Raw genomic sequence first — 17,123 nt, 5'->3', positions numbered from 1 at the left:
TGCATCAGTGTCCGGCCGATGGCATTTCGCCGGGCTGCGGCTTGGGCGTCTTCAACAACAGCGCGAGCGGCAGGCACGCAAGCAGCGCGATCGCGAGCACATAGAACGTTTCGGAGTACGTCATGACGATGGCTTGCTGGCTGATCTGCATCGACAGTTGGCCGAGCGCCTGAAGCTTCGCGTGCGCCATGTCGCCGGTCTGCGCAAAGAAACTGGCCGCGCTGCCTGCAATGCGCTCCTGGCCGATGATCGAATTCGCTGTCACCGACTCGCGGATGGCCGCGCCGTGAAAGTCGTTGCGCCTATCGATGACCGTGCCGAGAATCGCGAGGCCCACGGAGCCGCCGAGATTGCGCGCCATGTTGTAGAGGCCGGCTGCATCGCCGGATTCCTCGCGCGAGACCGCAGCCATCGACGCCTGATTGAGCGGCATCATCGCGAGCATCTGCCCGAAGCCGCGCAAGATTTGCGACCAGAAGAAGTCGTGACCGACGCTCTGCGCGGTGAGCGAAATGTCGAGCAGACAGCTCGCCGCGAAAAACAGCAAGCCGGAAATGACGAGTATGCGTGAATCGACCTTGCCGAGCAGACGCGGCAGCACGGGCATGATGAGAAACGCGGGCACGCCGGATATCAGCATGATCGAGCCGGACTGGAACGCGTTATAGCCCGCGACGATGCTCAGGAACTGCGGCAGCAGGAACGACACGCAATAAAGCCCCGCGCCGACCGCGAACACGATGAAAATGACGCTCGCATAGCGCGGATTGCGCAACAGCGACAACCGCACGATAGGCTGCTTCGCGACGAACTGGGACACCGCGATGAGAATGAAGCCGAACGCGGTGACGCACGTGAGCAGCACGATTTCATGCGACTCGAACCATTGATTGCGCTGGCCTTCCTCGAGCACGACCGTGAGCGAGCTGAGGCCGATCGCGAGCCCCGCAATGCCGATCCAGTCGGCCTTGAAGAACGCTTCCCATTGCGGCTTGTCCGCCGGGAGGCCGCTGACGAGCAGCACGGCAAGCGCGATGCCCACCGGCAGATTGATGAAGAAGCACCACGACCACGAGATATTTTCTGCGAGCCAGCCGCCGAGCACCGGGCCGAGCAGCGGCCCGAGCAACACGATCAGCCCGAAGATGGTCATGCCAACGGGCATCTGCTGACGCGGCAGCCGCGTGCGGATAATGGTCTGCGCGGTCGGAATCATCGCGCCGCCGGTGAAGCCCTGGCCGATGCGTCCCGCGACCATCATCGGCAGGGAATTGGACAGCCCGCACATGATCGAGAAGAGCGTGAAGAGCACCGCATTGCCGAGCAGAAAGTTGCGCAGCCCGAACACGCGTGTGAGCCACGCGGCAAGCGGGATCATCACGATTTCGGACATCAGATAGCCGGTCGAAATCCATGTGCCTTCGGTGCCGGTCGCGCCGATTTCGCCCTGAATCTGCGGGAGCGCGGAGTTCGTGATGGAGATGTCGAGCGTGGCCATCAGCGCGCCGAGCGCGCCCGCCGTGACGGCGATCCAGTCGGTGGCGCTCGCGCGGGCTTGCGCGTTCGCGTCAGTCATGGCGATTTTCTGCGGCGATGCGCTTGCTCTCGTCGGTGGCCGATTTCGTATCGACATCGACGGTCACGGAGAGGCCCGGCAGCAGCACTTTGCGCGTTTCCGGCCCCGTGTCGATGCGAATCCGCACCGGCACGCGCTGCACGATCTTCGTGAAGTTGCCCGTTGCATTCTCCGGCGGCAGCAGCGCGAATTGCGCGCCGGTGCCGGGCGAGAAACTCTCGACGACGCCATGCAGGTCCGTGCCCTTGAGCGCATCGACGTGCAGCGTCGCCGGTTGCCCGATGCGCATGCGGCCCACCTGCGTTTCCTTGAAGTTGGCTTCGAGATAAACCGTCTGCACCGGCACGACCGTCATCAGCCGCGTGCCGGGTTGCACATACTGGCCGACGCGCACGGAACGATCGCCGACGCGTCCCGCGAGCGGGCTGTAAAGCGTGGTGTCGTTCATGTCGAGCTTGGACTGGTTCAATTGCGCTTCTGCCGCTTCCATTTGCGCGCGGGCCTGCACGATCTGCGCTTGCGTCGCGCCGATTTGCGTGGCGGCCGAGCGGGCTGCGGCCTGATTCGCGGCGAGCGTGGCGCGCGCCTGATCGCGCGTGCTGACGAGGCTGGCGAGACGCTCGGCGCTTTCCGCGCCCGTGGCGACGAGCGGACGATAACGGCTGACGTCGTCTTCCGCATGTTGCAGACTCACGCGCGAGACTTCGGCCTGCGCCTTCGCCTGGTCGGCGTTGGCCTGCTGCTGCCGAAGTTCGGCTTCGGCGCGCTGGATGTCGGCGGCGCGGGCGTCCAGCGTGGCCTTCGACTGATCGAGCGAGGCCTGATACTGCCGCGTATCGAGGCGCGCGAGCGGCGCGCCGGCGGCTACGGCCTGATTGTCTTCGACGAGGACGTCGGTCACATAGCCGCTCACTTTCGGCGCGATGGTGACGCTGTCGGCTTTCAAATAGGCGTCATCCGTGCTTTCGACGAAGCGGCCGACGGTCCACCACCGAAGCCCCCACGCGAGCGCGACGACGGCCGCGACGATGCCGACGATGATGAGCAAGCGCCGCCGCGAGGGCTTGCCTTGACTAGCCGAATTGGAATCGCCGCCTTGTGTGGGCGCTGCAACTGCCATGTTTTCTCCGGAGATTCGTGAGCGCGCGCGAAAGGCGGCCCGATGAAAGCGGCGCACGCGATGCGAAGATGCACGCTGTTGCGCTCGCCAAACTAGACGATGTCGTCTAGTATGCACGAATGTAGACGCGAGCGTCTAGTTTGATCAGATCATGGACACAAGATGACGAAGCAGCGCGACGACCGCGACACCGAAAGCCACGACGCTGAACGCGTCAATGCCGCACGTTCTCCCTTGCAGGCGCGCGGGCGCGCAAGAATCGAGGCCGTCCTGGACGCAACAGCGGAACTGATCGTCGAAAAGGGCTTGCCGGGCGTGACCATGCATGGCGTCGCGCGGCGCGCGCAAACGCCCATCGGCTCGATGTATCACTTCTTTCCAGACCGTGAGAGCCTGTTGAGCGCGTTGTGGGACCGGCACATGGCGGCCACCGGCGAGATCGACGACGAGCTCGGCCAGATCGATATCGACACGTGGCGCGGGCTGTCGTCCGAGGCGGTGATCGACCGCCTCATGACGCCGTACATCACGTATCTGGAGCAGAACCCCGACTGCCTGATCCTCATGACGGTCATGCCGCACGACGACAACAAGAAGCGTGACGCCGGCACGCTGCGAAAAGTGGTCGATGCGCGCATGCCGCAGGTCAAGCCTGCGGAACGCGCGCTGTACGTGGAGATCTTGCGTGCGCTCGCGAGCGGATCGCTTGCGATCAAGCTGCGGCCCGCAATGGGCGACGTGCAGCTTGCCAAGCGCTATTTGCGTGAGGTGAAACGGGCGCTGGCCGCGTATCTGGCGTCGGTGGAGGCGTCGGTTCTCAAGTAAAGCGCAACGCGCCCTTTCGATTCGTATAACGACAGACACGAAATCCTTTCGGTCGGCGCGGTTACGCAAATCATTCAGATATCCGAGGGGTTACGCGGTACAGGTAACCGCTCGTTCTATTAACTAAGGCATCCTATCTTGTTAGGCAGCGATCGATTTTCGCGCGTCACTCGTGTAGTCAAATCGTATTTACATCGGGAGAATCGCCATGCGTAAAGTCGCTTGTCACTCGTTGCTTGCCGGACTCTGCATCGCTTTGGTTGCGCCGCTGGCTCACGCTCATTCATACGATAACGACGACGCTCCCTCAGGACGATGCACCCTTCCTCAAGGCACGGTGTCGCTGGTCGAGAAACAGCTCTATACCGTGGTCAATCTGAGCGATGGCAACGGCGGCATTTTCAAGCCCAATCGCATGTGGGCGGCCGTCGTGGATCGGCAGGGACACCTCTGCTCCGTCATCAAGACGGGAGACGCATGGCCGGGCAGCCGCGCGATTGCGATTGCGAAGGCCTACACCGCGAACGGCTTCAGCAACGACGCGCTCGCGCTATCGACCGCCAATCTTTACGCTCCTACTCAGCCGGGCGGATCGCTGTATGGCCTGAACAATTCGAATCCATTCGATGCGCGCTTTCTCGAGCAGGGCACCGGCATCGGGCGCACGCTCGGAGGCGTCATCACCTTCGGCGGCGGCGTCGCGCTGTATGCGGGCGGCAAGGTGGTCGGCGGCCTGGGCGTGAGCGGCGACAGTGCATGCGCCGATCATGCCATCGCATACCGCATGCGCAAGCTCGCGGGACTCGGCAGCGTACCTGCCGGTCAAGGGCCGGGCAATACGGACAACATCGTCTATTCGACGGGCGCATCGCCGATGGGCTTCGAGCATCCGCACTGCTTCCCCACGGACTTGAGCGCGAGCAAGATCGAGTCGGTGCGCTGACTCCGAGGCGCTTCTGGCCGGCCACAGCCGGTAAAATGCTACGCCCGCCGTCATCCGGGCCGCGCCGTGCGCCATCCGCGCACGCCGGCGCCACGGCGGGCATGCGCCCCACGAAGGCAAGCCTTTCGCAGTTCTCTTCGACCACGAGCCGTAACCATTTCCGGCGCGCGCGTCATCGCCCACATCACGACACGACCTCCGAGGAACGCTTCAAATGCTTGCCCGCATCACCCGTCTTTTTCCGCTTTGGGCCGTGGTGGTTTCAGTCGCCGCCTATCTGTCGCCTTCTTCCGTGACCGGCATTGCGCCGCACGTCACGACGCTGCTCACCATCATCATGCTGTCGATGGGCGTCACGCTTTCCATCGATGATTTTCGCCGCGTTTTCACGCGCCCCGCACCGGTCATCGCGGGCATCGTGCTGCATTACCTCGTGATGCCGCTCGCGGCCTGGGTGATTGCGAAGCTGCTGCGCATGCCGCCCGACCTCACGGCGGGCATGGTGCTCGTCGGCAGTGTCGCGAGCGGCACGGCGTCGAACGTGATGATCTATCTCGCACGCGGCGACGTCGCGCTGTCCGTCACGATCAGTGCGTTGTCGACGCTCGTCGGCGTGTTCGCGACGCCGCTGCTCACGCGCCTTTATGTCGATGCGTCGATCGCCGTCGACGTGCACGGCATGCTGATGAGCATTCTTCAGATCGTCGCGCTGCCGATCATCGTCGGGCTGATCGTGAATCGTCTGTTCGGCGAGTTCGTGCGCAAGATCGAGCCCGTGCTGCCGATCATCTCGATGGTGTCGATTCTGCTCATCATCGCGGCGGTGGTCGGCGGGACGCAGAAGAGCATTGCGTCGGTGGGCGCGGTCGTCGCGCTGGCCGTGGTGCTGCATAACGGCATCGGCCTGTTGGGCGGCTATTGGGGCGGCCGTCTGCTCGGTTTCGACGAAGCCGTCTGCCGCACGCTCGCGATCGAAGTCGGCATGCAGAATTCCGGCCTCGCCGCGACGCTCGGCAAGCTGTATTTCACGCCGATCGCCGCGCTGCCCGGTGCGCTGTTCTCCGTGTGGCACAACCTGTCGGGCTCGATGCTGGCCGGCTACTGGGCGGGCCGTCCCGCGAAAGGATCGACGCGCGAGGCGGATGCCTCCGGCGTCGCGCGGCAGAGCTAGACGGTCAGGGCCGGGCGGATGCGCCCGGCCAGCGCCTCGAGCGCCGCATCGTCGGCGCGCACGCGGCCATGCTGCCTGAGCGGCACATCGCGCCAGCGCGGAATGATGTGAAAGTGGATGTGCGGCACGGTCTGACCGGCCGCCTCCCCGTTGAACTGCGCGATGAGCATGCCATCCGGTTGCAACGCATCGCGCACCGCTGCCGATACGCGCTTCACCTCGCGCATGCATTCGGCGAGCGCGGCATCGGAAACGTCGTGGATGGTCGCGGCGGGCTCTTTCGGAATGACGAGCACATGCCCGTCCGATTGCGGCATGACATCCATGAAGGCGAGCGTGTGCTGCGTTTCGCGCAACTTGATGCACGGCAACTCACCGCGGAGAATGCGGGCGAAGACGTTGTTCTGGTCGTATTGCATGGGCGGCTCCGTTGATCAGATCGCAGTGTAGAGCGTTCGGCTCGCGGACGATCGCACGGCTTCTCGCGATGACAGGCAAAATACGCGTTCGCACCCGAACGCCGCCTTCATGAACCCTGCCAACCCCGACCGCTCTTTCGCCGCCGCGCGTGAATCGAATTCGCCGCGTTTCCTGCTGTTTCTCGTATGCCTGTTCGCTTCCGCCGGACAGTTCGCCATCGACATCTATGTGCCCGCGCTTCCCGCGATGGCGCGTTACTTCGCCACCTCGCCGCAGGCGATCCAGTCGAGCGTCTCGGGCTACATGGCGGCGTATGCGCTCGGGCAACTCATTTTCGGCCCCGTCGCCGATGCCTATGGCCGCAAGCGCGTGCTCGCGTTCGGGCTGGTGATCTACACACTCGGCTGCCTGCTTTCGCTCGCCGCGACCAATCTGGAAACCTTCCTGCTCGCGCGCTGCATGCAGGGCTTCGGCATTGCGACGACCAATCTGCTCGCGAAGACCATCATCACCGATTCCTTCACCGGCCAGGCGCTGATGCACGCGTTCACCTATATGTCGATCGCGTGGGGTCTCGCGCCGATCGTCGCACCGGTGATCGGCGCGCATTTGCAGACGCTGTTCGGCTGGAAGTCGTGCCTCGTGTTCCTGCTGCTTTACTCGATCGTGATGTGGGGCCTCGTCTGGCGCTATCGCGAGACCTTGCCGCGACCCGTTCACCTCGCGCCGCGCACGTTGCTGACGAACGCGGGGAAGGTGCTGTCGAGCCCGGTGTTCCAAAGCTGTTTCCTGGCGCAAGGCCTCTGCTACAGCATCCTGCTGGTGTTCAACATCGTCGGCCCGTTCATGGTGCAGAACACGCTGCAGAAACCGCCGACTTACTTCGGCTATCTCGCGCTTGGCATCGGCCTGACCTACTTTCTCGGCGGCCTCTCGAACCGCGTACATGGTCCGCGCTTGCCGAGCGCGGAGCGGCGGCTGCGCATCGGGGCTTGTGGGATGGCGGCGGCATCGCTCGTGATGCTGCTGCTTGCGTTGACCGTGGGCCTGCGCGTATGGACGCTCGCGACGCCCGTGCTCGTGATGGGCTTCTGCGCCGGCGCGATGTATCCGACGCTGATGGCGAAGGGCAATTCGCTGTTCCCGCATATCGCGGGGCTGACAAGCGCGATTCTCGGCTGCGCGCTCTTGCTGGTTTCATCGGCGATGATGGCGCTCGCCGGCTTCGTGTCGGTGCACGAACTGGCGCCGCTCGCGGTGTTCTTCGTCGCGCTGGCGTTCACCGTCGTATGGATGGTGTCGAAGCTGCTGCGGCATCTGGAGCAGGCGCAAGCGGATGCCGCCGTGCAGCGCGGGGCCTAGATTCAAGGCGTTTTCGTCACCGCCAGCCAGAAGATCGCGAGGAACGCGACGAAGGCGATCACGTCCAGCAGGGTCCAACCCGCCATGAAGCGGCGCGACAGCCTCAGTTCGGAGCCGGGCTCGTCGCGCCGTTTCTGCTAAAGCGCGCGTCCCGCCGAGCTTAGGCCGCCGCCAGCGCATAGCGCCGGCAGTGCTCCAGATACCCGACTTCGTGACTGCCGACCAGTTCGACGATGCTGCTCCACAGCCACAACGGCGCATCGATCGAGCGGGTCTTCGCGCGCCGCAATTCGGCAAGCCAGCTGCGACGCGTCGCCTTGTCCATCTGACGCGCGTGCGCCTGACCGACGATGAACCCGAGATAGCGCGCGACTTCCATCGCTTCGGTCTCGCCGATCTGCTCGATCTCCAGCTTCAGGTCTTGCGGCAACAGCTCGCGCAGCACCACGGGCCGTCCCTGCAGCGTCGCGGCCAGCATGCGCTCGCCGAGGTGCGGCGACAAGGCGCGCGCCCCCGCAACGACCCGCTCCGCATGGTCGCGCGGCATCGAGACGCCCTGATAACGCGGCGCAGCGGCCTTCACGCCTTCCTTGATGTCGATGAGGCACAGATCGTCGCCCTCGACCACGCCGCCGTCGACATCGAGCAGCACCGCGTAGCGAAGGCGTCCGAGCGAGCTGCATCCCTTGACCCAGAACGCGGCGTCGAGAACGGTGACGTGTCCCGTGTTCGGGCGATGCCGCAGGCTCGTCGCGAGGTTCGCGACCGTCGCTTTCTCGAAGAGCGCGTCGATTTCCGCACGTTCGTCCTTGCTCACCGGCCAGAAGCGGCTGCCGAAGGGAATTGTCGGGCGGGTGTCGTCGAGACGCTCGCGCGCCAGATGCTTCCACGAGCGGCGCACCGCTTCGCGCATCACGACGCGCACCACTTCGGGCTTGCGGCAGTCCTCGGCGGATGCGCGGTCACGGTCGAACGCCAGCACATAGCCCTGAAACAGGGCTTCGATCATGTTGATGGTCGTGACGCCGGGCAAGGCGGAACCGCGCGCCGCGGTCGCGAGCGACAGCCCGAGCCGGATGAGATCGTGCACCGGATTGCCGATGACGGTCTGATCCAGATCGCGAATCTGCACTTCGATTCGCCCATGCGCGTCCGCGACCGGCCCGAGATTGCCGGTATGGCAGTCGCCGCAGATCCAGATCGCGGGACCTTCGGGCAGGCTGCGGATGTCGGCCTGTTCGAGCCAGTCGTAGAACTTTGCGGTGTTGCCGCGCACGTAAGCGTGCGTCGAGCGCGCCATTTTGGCGTTGCGCCGCGCAGTCAGGAATTCCTGTCGTTGGTCGAAACCGGTCAGCTTAGGCCGTGGGGGATTGCGCATGGTGGCGTGTTCTTCATTGGACGTTCGGTTCTCGTCCGATGAACGCACGCCGTGTGCCTGAGTGCGCGAAGGGTAGGCACGTGCTTCGCTGGGCGGGTGAAGGTTCACAGGGGAAGCGCGCTGGAAGCGCTGCACGAGGCCGGCGTGCCGATTCACATGCCGGGGGCCAGATGACGGCCCGATCGGCCGCCCGGCCATCGACGAACATTGGCGTCACGGGCGAAGCGCCCGAAGCGGCTCACGCGCGAATCGACATCCGCGCGTGAGCCGCGTGCGTCAATGGAACAGCTTCACCGCCTGCGTCAGCGTGTTCGTCACGCCCCACGCGAGCGGAATCAGCACATAGAGCCAGAACAGCACCAGCAGTCCCTTGTTCGACGTATTCATTGAAGTCCCCGAGTGTCAGCTGGCAGTCTGCGCCGCCGTGTCCATGTGATGCCTTTCGTTCACGCGCTTGACGAGCAGATTGCAGAAGAAACCGATGACGAGCAGCACCGCCATGATGTGCAGCGTCATCGTGTAGGCATCGGCCTTGGCGACGCCCTGCGCGACCTCGTACGCGCGGATATAGTTGACGAGCACCGGTCCCGCGATGCCCGCCGCGGCCCATGCGGTCAAGAGCCGTCCATGAATGCCGCCGACGAACGCGGTGCCGAACATGTCCGCGAGATAAGCGGGGATGGTGGCGAAGCCGCCGCCGTACATCGACAGAATCAGGCAGTACGCGGCCACGAAGAGCGCGACGTTGCCGGCCCTCGCGAATTGCGGCACCAGATAGTAGAGCACCGCGCCCAGCACGAAGAAGACGAAGTACGTGTTCTTGCGGCCGATCCAGTCCGATGCCGACGCCCACACGAAACGCCCGCCCATGTTGAAGAGCGACAGCAGCCCGACGAAGCCCGCCGCCGCGCCCGCCGTGATCTGCGCCTTGAAGCTCTCCTGGATCATCACCGATGCCTGGCCCAGCACGCCGATGCCCGCCGTCACGTTCAGGAACAGCACGAGCCACAGCAGGTAGAACTGCGGCGTCTTGAGCGCCTGGTCGATATGCACGTGGTTCTTCGTGATCATCCGGTTCGCGGTCACGGGCGGCGTCCATCCAGCGGGCTTCCAGTCGGCCGGGGGAATGCGGATGGCGAGGGCGCCGATCGTCATCGAGATGAAATAGACGACGCCGAGCACGACGAAGGTCTCCGCCACGCCGGTGCTCGTCGCGCTCTTGAAGTAGTTCATCAGCGCGACGGAGCCGGGCGCCGCGATCATCGCGCCGCCGCCGAAGCCCATGATCGCCATGCCCGTCGCCATGCCGCGGCGGTCGGGGAACCAGCGGATCAGCGTCGATACGGGCGATACATAGCCGAGCCCGAGCCCGATGCCGCCGATCACCCCATAGCCGAGATAGAGCAGCGCGATCTGATGCAGATACACGCCGAGCGCGGAGACGAGGAAGCCGCCGCCGAAGCAGCATGCCGCAGTGAACATCGTGCGGCGCGGGCCGACCTTTTCGAGCCACTTGCCCGCGAACGCCGCCGACAGCCCCAGAAACACGATAGCCAGCGAGAAAATCCAGCCGAGCGTGGTGAGCGACCAGTCATCCGGCGCGGACTGCGTGATGCCGACGATCTTCGTCAGCGGCGCATTGAACACCGAGAACGCATACGCCTGCCCGATGCAAAGATGCACGGCGAGCGCGGCGGGCGGCACCATCCAGCGCGAGAAGCCGGGCCGGGCGACGGTTGCTTCCTTCGAAAAGAAGCCATGCGGGCCATGCGCGGCCCCTTGATTGATGCTGGTCATCGTGGTCTCCGTGGCGCGCCGATCGTCGGCGTACTGCCGGCGCGCTCATTTTTGCTTTGTCGTGGCCGCGCTCGCGTTGCGTCGAACATGCGATGAACCGGCATATGACGGCCGCAACGCATGACGGCTGCGCATGACCTTAGACAAGAGCGATAGGCTTTGCAATATGAACCGTGCTGGCATAAGCGTTTGCCCCAGCCCTGTGCTGTTGGGCTACAGCGCGAGTGGCACCTGTAGCGAATGTGAACAGCGAGCGTCAGGCGCACATGAGCGCAAACGGAGCGAAAGCGTCCGCCCGTCAATGCTTCGAGCCTTTGCGTACGCAATGGCATGGAACTCGCAGATGCGGTCGCGCTGGCGAAGATGACATCGATCGCGGGCCGTTCATATCGACATGTGAGGAGCACATAGATGAATCATGCAGAGATGCAGTTCCTGAGCACGGAATATCCGTACAAGAAGCAGTACGGCAACTTTATCGGCGGCAAGTGGGCGCGTCCCGCAGGCGGCGAGTACTTCGACAACATCTCGCCGATCACGGGCGAGCCGTTCACGTCGATACCGCGTTCCCGCGAGGCCGACATCGAAGCCGCGCTCGATGCCGCGCATGCCGCGAAGGCGGGATGGGCGAAGACATCGGCGGCCGATCGCGCGAACGTGCTGATGAAGATCGCGGATCGCATGGAAGCGAATCTCGCGCGGCTCGCGGTGGCGGAATCGATCGACAACGGCAAGCCGCTGCGCGAGACGATGGCTGCGGACATTCCGCTCGCGATCGATCATTTCCGCTACTTCGCGAGCGCCGCGCGTGCGCAGGAAGGCTCCATCTCGCAGATCGACGACGACACCGTCGCCTATCACTTTCACGAGCCGCTCGGCGTGGTCGGGCAGATCATCCCGTGGAATTTCCCCATTTTGATGGCGGTATGGAAGCTCGCACCCGCGCTGGCGGCGGGCAATTGCGTCGTGCTTAAGCCCGCCGAGCAAACGCCGGCGTCGCTGCTCGTGTTGCTCGAACTCATCGGGGACCTGCTGCCGCCGGGCGTCGTCAACGTGGTGAACGGATTCGGGCTGGAGGCGGGCAAGCCGCTCGCGTCGAACAAGCGCATTGCGAAGATCGCGTTCACCGGCGAGACCACGACGGGCCGCCTCATCATGCAGTACGCGAGCCAGAATCTGATACCGGTGACGCTCGAACTCGGCGGCAAGAGCCCGAACATCTTTTTCGCTGATGTGCTAAACGCCGACGACAGCTTCTTCGACAAGGCGCTCGAAGGCTTCGCGATGTTCGCGCTCAATCAGGGCGAAGTGTGCACGTGTCCGTCGCGCGCGCTCATCGAGGAATCGATCTATGAGCGCTTCATGGAGCGCGCGTTGAAGCGCGTCGCGGCGATCACGCAGGGTCATCCGCTCGATAACAGGACGATGATCGGCGCACAGGCATCGCAGGAGCAGCTTGAAAAGATCCTGTCGTATATCGATCTCGGCAAGCAGGAGGGCGCCGAATGCCTGAGCGGGGGCGAGCGCAATGCACTCGATGGCGAACTCGCGAACGGCTACTACGTGAAGCCGACCGTGTTTCGCGGGCACAACAAGATGCGCATCTTCCAGGAGGAAATCTTCGGGCCGGTGGTGTCGGTGACGACGTTCAAAAACGAGGAAGAGGCGCTCGACATCGCCAACGACACGCTCTACGGCCTCGGCGCGGGCGTATGGACGCGCGACGGCACGCGGGCGTATCGCTTCGGCCGCGCGATCCAGGCGGGGCGCGTGTGGACCAACTGCTATCACGCGTATCCGGCGCACGCGGCGTTCGGCGGCTACAAGCAATCGGGCATCGGACGCGAGAATCACAAGATGATGCTCGACCACTACCAGCAGACGAAGAACCTGCTCGTCAGCTATAGCGACAAGCCGTTGGGCTTCTTCTAAACCTTCGTGAAAGCAGGGCCGCCGCATCGCCGGGCGGCCCGGAGACATGCAATGAGCGAAAACAACGAGGACGTGCCGCGCGTGATCGCGACGCCTGCCGCCATTGCGCTGATCGACACGCTCACGGCGCAGCATGGCGCGGTGCTCTTTCATCAATCCGGCGGATGCTGCGACGGCAGCGCACCGATGTGCTTTCCGGCGGGCGAGTTCATCGTCGGCGGATCGGACGTGCGGCTTGGCGATATCGCGGGCATGCCTTTCTATATGAGCGAATCGCAGTTCGAATACTGGCGGCATACGCAACTCGTCATCGATTGCGTGCCGGGCAATGGCGGCATGTTCTCGCTGGAACGTCCGACGGGGCTGCGCTTTCTTACGCGGTCAAGGTTGTTCAGCGATGAAGAGAACGCGTGGCTCGACCGGCATCCGGTGACGCATGCGGAATGATTCGACCCTCACCAGCGCGGCGGCCGCTTCTCGATGAACGCCTGCGTGCCTTCGAGCGTGGCTTCGTCCATCATGTTGCAGGCCATCGTCTCCGATGCGAGCGCATAAGCCGATTCGATGCCCGTTTCCAGTTGCCGATAGAAAAGCCGCTTGCCCGCCGCGACCGCTTCGCGCGGCTTGCCCGCGATGCTCGATGCGAGCGCGCGGACGGCATCGTCGAGTTCGCCCGGCGCGGCCACGCGATTCACGAGTCCGCGTTCCTTCGCGGTCTGCGCATCGATGAAATCGCCCGTCACGAGCATCTCGAACGCGGCCTTGCGCGATACGTTGCGTGAAAGCGCCACACCCGGCGTCGCGCAGAAAAGCCCCACATTCACGCCCGATACCGCAAACCGCGCCCCATCCGATGCGACCGCGAGATCGCACATCGCGACGAGCTGACAGCCCGCCGCCGTCGCGATGCCATGCACCCGCGCGATGACCGGCTGCGGCATGCGCTGTATCGTCAGCATCATGCGGGAACAGCGCGCGAAGAGTTCGCGATAGTAGTCGAGCGCAGGCTCCTGGCGCATCTCCTTCAGATCGTGGCCCGCGCAAAACGCACGCCCTTCGCCGGCAATCACCACGACGCGCGCATCCGATTCGCCGATGCGTTGCAGCTCGCGCTCCATCGCATCGAGCATCGCCTCCGACAACGCGTTGAACGCACGCGGGCGATTCATCGTGAGCCGGACCGCGCCTTGTATGCCGTATGCGTCGTGTTCCACCAGGACGAGTGCTTCGCTATCGCTCATCGAATAGACTCCCTCAAACGTCGATTGCCGCAACCGAGCCCGCGCGCTTGCGCAGTTCGAACTTTTGAATCTTCCCGGTCGATGTCTTCGGCAACTCGCAGAACTCGACGGCACGCGGCACCTTGAAGCCCGCGAGATGCGCCTTGCAATGCGCAATCAGTTCGTCCGCAGTGACCTGCGCGCCGGCCTTCGTCTCGACGAACGCGCACGGCGTCTCGCCCCAGCGCGCGTCCGGCTTCGCGACGACGGCCACCGCCAGCACCGCCGGATGCCGGTACAGCACGTCCTCCACTTCGATGCTCGAGATGTTCTCGCCGCCCGAAATGATGATGTCCTTGCTGCGATCCTTGATGCGGACATAACCATCCGGATACGCAACGGCCAGATCGCCGGTATGAAACCAGCCGCCGCGAAACGCTTCCTCGGTGGCCTTGGTGTTCTTCAGATACCCCTTCATCGCGATGTTGCCGCGAAACATGATCTCGCCGATGGTCTCGCCGTCGCGGGGAACGGGCTGCATGGTGAGCGGATCGAGCACGCTGACCGCATCCTGCAAGTGATAGCGCACGCCCTGACGCGCATTGAGCCGCGCCCGCTCGCCGATATCGAGCGCGCTCCATTCCGCTTGCTGCGCGCAGACGGTCGCGGGGCCGTAGACTTCCGTGAGTCCGTACACGTGCGTCAGTTCGAAGCCGAGCCGCTCCATGCCTTCGATCATCGCGGCGGGCGGCGCGGCGCCCGCGACCATCGCATGGACCTTGTGCGCGATGCCCTGCTTCATCTCGTCCGGTGCGTTGACGAGCAGGTTCTGCACGATCGGCGCGCCGCAATAGTGAGTGACGCCCTCGTTGCGGATCAGCTCGAAGATGGTCTTCGCATCGACCTTGCGCAGGCACACGTTCACGCCCGCGCGGGCAGCGACGGTCCAGGGAAAGCACCAGCCGTTGCAATGGAACATCGGCAAGGTCCACAGATACACTGCATGCTTCGGCATGTCCCATTCGAGGATATTGCTGACCGCGTTCGTATAGGCGCCGCGATGGTGATAGACGACGCCCTTCGGATTACCCGTCGTTCCCGATGTGTAATTGAGGCAGATGGCGTTCCATTCATCCGATGGCGGCGACCATTCATACGCGGGATCGCCGCCCGCGAGCAGCGCTTCATAGTCGATTTCGCCGATGCGCTCGCCGTCGCCCGCATACTGCGAGTCATCGACATCGATCACGAAGACCGGCTGCGGCACCTGTTCGAGCGCCTTCTTCATCACGCCGGCGAACTCGCGGTCCACGAGCACCGCTTTCGCTTCGCCGTGCGTCAGCATGAACGCGAGCGTGGCGGCATCGAGCCGCGTGTTGAGCGTGTTGAGCACAGCGCCCGTCATCGGCACGCCGAAGTGCGCTTCCACCATCTCGGGCGTGTTGGAGAGCATGGCCGCGACCGTATCGCCGATGCCGATGCCACGCGCGGCCAGCGCCGATGCCAGCCGCCGCGTTCGCTCATATGTCTCGGCCCACGTGCGCCGTATCTCGCCATGCACGATGGCGGGCCGCGCCGGATACACCGACGCCGCGCGTTCGATGAAAGTCAGCGGCGTCAGCGCCACGAAGTTGGCGACGGTCTTGGGAAGGCCCTCGTCGTACATATGCGCGGTCATCATCGTCTCCTTGTTGCGTCGGGCTCGAATGCCGCTCATATTACGCGTGCCTGACAGCGGCGGCGCGTCAGGACAGGTCGAGTTTCACTTCGAAGCCGCGCTGCACGCCGGGCCTCGCGAACAGCGCTTCGTACCAGCGTTTGACGTTCGGGTACTCGTCGAGCGAAACCTGATGACGCTCGTGCCGCCACGCCCAGCCGAGAATCGCGAAGTCCGCCACCGACAGCGCGCCCGCGACGTATTCGACATCGGCAAGGCGCTTGTCGAGCACGCCATAGAGGCGGCGCGTTTCGTCGGAATAACGCTTGAGGCCGTAACGCCGGTCGCTTTCCGCTTCGACCATGCGGAAGTGATGCACCTGTCCCGGCATCGGGCCGAAGCCGCCCATCTGCCACATCAGCCATTCGAGCACCGGCACGCGATCGCGCAGGCTCGCGGGCAGAAACTGGCCGGTCTTCTCGCCGAGATAGAGCAGGATCGCGCCCGATTCGAAGACGCTGATCGGCTGGCCATCGGGCCCGTCCGGATCGACGATCGCGGGGATGCGGTTGTTCGGGCTGATGCGCAGAAATTCGGGCGCATGCTGCTCGCCCTTCGTGATGTCGACTGTCTTCACGGTATAAGGCAGTTGCATCTCTTCGAGCGCAACGCTGATCTTGCGCCCATTGGGCGTGTTCCATGTGTGCAGTTCGATGGTCATGTCCGTATCGGCGATAAGTGCGTTCAGGTCAGTTCCGGTGCGACATAGCGTTGAAACCCCGGGCGCGCCGACTGTTGCGCGTACCAGCGTTCGAGGTCGGGCAGCGCGGGCCGTTCGAGTTCCGCGATGCCATACCAGCGCCGCGCATAAGCCGCGATAACGAGATCCGCCAGCGAAAACGCATTGCCTTCGACGAAGTCGCGGCCCTTCAGGTGCGCGTCGATCACCCGCCATAGCGCCTCGACTTCGCGCGCATCGGCTTCCAGTTGCTTCAAATGGCGCTTGGCCTCGGGCGTGCGGATATAGCCCCAGAACACCGGGCGTTCCGCAGGCTGGAGCGTGGACAGTGTCCAGTCGAGCCAGCGATCGACGCTCGCGCGCAGCTTTGGATCGGCGGGATAGATGGCGCTGCCTTCGCCGTACTGCATCGCCAGATAACGGATGATCGCGTTCGATTCCCACAGCACGAAGTCGCCGTCGACGAGCGTCGGCACGCGGCCCATCGGGTTCATCGCGAGATAGTCGGGCTCGTGATTGCGGCCGAACTGCATGCCCGCGTCGATGCGCTCGTATCCCACTCCCAGCTCGTCGCAGCACCACAGTACTTTCTGCACGTTGACCGAATTGGCTCGGCCCCAGATCGTCAGCATGGAATGTCTCCCTCTTTCTGTCTGCGAGTGTGTCGTTTTCTCAAGCATAACGGCTATTAAGCGAGGGCTGCAATCGGGCTTTGCCTTTACGTATGACGTGGCTACTACGTTTGCTCGCGTTCGCACAAGGGCGCAAAGGCAAAGATTCGCTTAGAACGTTCGCAATGCTAACTATCATGCGGCGCTCACTCATCCTCATTCGAGCGCCGCCTGAACGCCCGCCCGTTTTGCGCTAAACACAACACGCGGGGCGACCCGCTTGCCAGAGCCTATGCGCTGCGATATTTGATGTGATAAAAGTCCGCGTGCCCGTTCACGGCGCGGTCGCGCCCGCGATCCTGGACGGCGAAA

16 protein-coding genes are annotated in these 17,123 nt (G+C 64.0%); 6 read left to right on the top strand and 10 right to left on the bottom strand.

The features are described from left to right. Window positions 1–4: 4 nt before the first annotated feature. Window positions 5–1,576 carry an MDR family MFS transporter gene (locus tag BG57_RS15035; RefSeq protein ID WP_035965390.1) on the bottom strand — a complete coding sequence of 524 codons (1,572 nt, stop codon included), beginning with the start codon at window positions 1,574–1,576 and terminating at the stop codon, window positions 5–7. Continuing rightward, the gene (locus BG57_RS15030; RefSeq protein WP_035965383.1) at window positions 1,569–2,696 is read right to left on the bottom strand and encodes an HlyD family secretion protein; all 1,128 of its coding nucleotides are present in this window, start codon (window positions 2,694–2,696) and stop codon (window positions 1,569–1,571) included. The genes BG57_RS15035 and BG57_RS15030 overlap by 8 nt, the downstream gene beginning before the upstream one ends. Window positions 2,697–2,858: 162 nt before the next feature. On the opposite strand from BG57_RS15030, the gene BG57_RS15025 reads away from it, so the two are divergent. The 3 genes from BG57_RS15025 to panS all read left to right on the top strand — a co-directional run bounded on the left by BG57_RS15025 (window position 2,859) and on the right by panS (window position 5,635). After that, window positions 2,859–3,521 carry a TetR/AcrR family transcriptional regulator gene (locus tag BG57_RS15025; RefSeq protein ID WP_035965374.1) on the top strand — a complete coding sequence of 221 codons (663 nt, stop codon included), beginning with the start codon at window positions 2,859–2,861 and terminating at the stop codon, window positions 3,519–3,521. A gap of 208 nt (window positions 3,522–3,729) precedes the next feature. Next, window positions 3,730–4,464, top strand: a complete 735-nt coding sequence (locus BG57_RS15020; protein ID WP_035965364.1) for a GlcG/HbpS family heme-binding protein — start codon at window positions 3,730–3,732, stop codon at window positions 4,462–4,464. Between the two features lie 214 nt (window positions 4,465–4,678). Then, on the top strand, window positions 4,679–5,635 hold the full coding sequence (panS, locus tag BG57_RS15015; RefSeq protein WP_035965357.1) for a ketopantoate/pantoate/pantothenate transporter PanS: 957 nt from the start codon (window positions 4,679–4,681) through the stop codon (window positions 5,633–5,635). On the opposite strand, the gene BG57_RS15010 is transcribed toward panS, so the two are convergent. Next, window positions 5,632–6,054, bottom strand: a complete 423-nt coding sequence (locus BG57_RS15010; RefSeq protein WP_035965349.1) for an HIT family protein — start codon at window positions 6,052–6,054, stop codon at window positions 5,632–5,634. The two genes, panS and BG57_RS15010, sit on opposite strands and share 4 nt — an antisense overlap. 109 nt (window positions 6,055–6,163) lie before the next feature. Between BG57_RS15010 and BG57_RS15005 the strand changes: the two genes are divergently transcribed. Next, window positions 6,164–7,417 carry a multidrug effflux MFS transporter gene (locus BG57_RS15005; protein ID WP_035965342.1) on the top strand — a complete coding sequence of 418 codons (1,254 nt, stop codon included), beginning with the start codon at window positions 6,164–6,166 and terminating at the stop codon, window positions 7,415–7,417. Window positions 7,418–7,577: 160 nt separating this feature from the next. Here BG57_RS15005 and BG57_RS15000 read toward each other — a convergent pair whose 3' ends face one another. The 3 genes from BG57_RS15000 to BG57_RS14990 all read right to left on the bottom strand — a co-directional run bounded on the left by BG57_RS15000 (window position 7,578) and on the right by BG57_RS14990 (window position 10,592). Next, complete coding sequence (locus BG57_RS15000; protein WP_035965822.1) at window positions 7,578–8,795, bottom strand: DUF2252 domain-containing protein; 1,218 nt, start codon at window positions 8,793–8,795, stop codon at window positions 7,578–7,580. A 276-nt stretch (window positions 8,796–9,071) separates the two neighbouring features. After that, entirely contained in the window at window positions 9,072–9,182 is a 111-nt protein-coding gene (locus tag BG57_RS14995; protein ID WP_035965334.1) for an MFS transporter small subunit, read from the bottom strand. A 15-nt stretch (window positions 9,183–9,197) separates the two neighbouring features. Further along, the gene (locus BG57_RS14990) at window positions 9,198–10,592 is read right to left on the bottom strand and encodes an L-lactate MFS transporter (protein ID WP_035965332.1); all 1,395 of its coding nucleotides are present in this window, start codon (window positions 10,590–10,592) and stop codon (window positions 9,198–9,200) included. Between the two features lie 411 nt (window positions 10,593–11,003). On the opposite strand from BG57_RS14990, the gene adh reads away from it, so the two are divergent. Together adh and BG57_RS14980 are read left to right on the top strand one after the other, a co-directional pair. After that, window positions 11,004–12,524 (top strand): aldehyde dehydrogenase, encoded by a 1,521-nt coding sequence (gene adh, locus BG57_RS14985; protein ID WP_035965327.1) that lies wholly within the window; start codon window positions 11,004–11,006, stop codon window positions 12,522–12,524. A 51-nt stretch (window positions 12,525–12,575) separates the two neighbouring features. Beyond that, the gene (locus BG57_RS14980) at window positions 12,576–12,971 is read left to right on the top strand and encodes a DUF779 domain-containing protein (protein ID WP_035965319.1); all 396 of its coding nucleotides are present in this window, start codon (window positions 12,576–12,578) and stop codon (window positions 12,969–12,971) included. Window positions 12,972–12,979: 8 nt separating this feature from the next. Here BG57_RS14980 and BG57_RS14975 read toward each other — a convergent pair whose 3' ends face one another. The 4 genes from BG57_RS14975 to BG57_RS14960 form a co-directional block, all read right to left on the bottom strand. Next, a complete protein-coding gene (locus tag BG57_RS14975; protein ID WP_035965311.1) occupies window positions 12,980–13,765 on the bottom strand; it encodes an enoyl-CoA hydratase in 786 nt (261 codons plus the stop codon). Window positions 13,766–13,778: 13 nt separating this feature from the next. After that, on the bottom strand, window positions 13,779–15,422 hold the full coding sequence (locus BG57_RS14970) for an acyl-CoA synthetase (protein ID WP_035965819.1): 1,644 nt from the start codon (window positions 15,420–15,422) through the stop codon (window positions 13,779–13,781). 67 nt (window positions 15,423–15,489) lie between these two features. Then, entirely contained in the window at window positions 15,490–16,122 is a 633-nt protein-coding gene (locus BG57_RS14965) for a glutathione S-transferase family protein (protein ID WP_035965303.1), read from the bottom strand. Between the two features lie 23 nt (window positions 16,123–16,145). Further along, the gene (locus BG57_RS14960; RefSeq protein WP_035965295.1) at window positions 16,146–16,772 is read right to left on the bottom strand and encodes a glutathione S-transferase family protein; all 627 of its coding nucleotides are present in this window, start codon (window positions 16,770–16,772) and stop codon (window positions 16,146–16,148) included. Window positions 16,773–17,123: the final 351 nt, after the last annotated feature.

This window comes from Caballeronia grimmiae (assembly GCF_000698555.1).
Lineage (GTDB): Bacteria > Pseudomonadota > Gammaproteobacteria > Burkholderiales > Burkholderiaceae > Caballeronia > Caballeronia grimmiae.
Note: the sequence above shows the minus strand (reverse complement) of the source record. Positions and strands in the feature narration are given on the sequence as shown.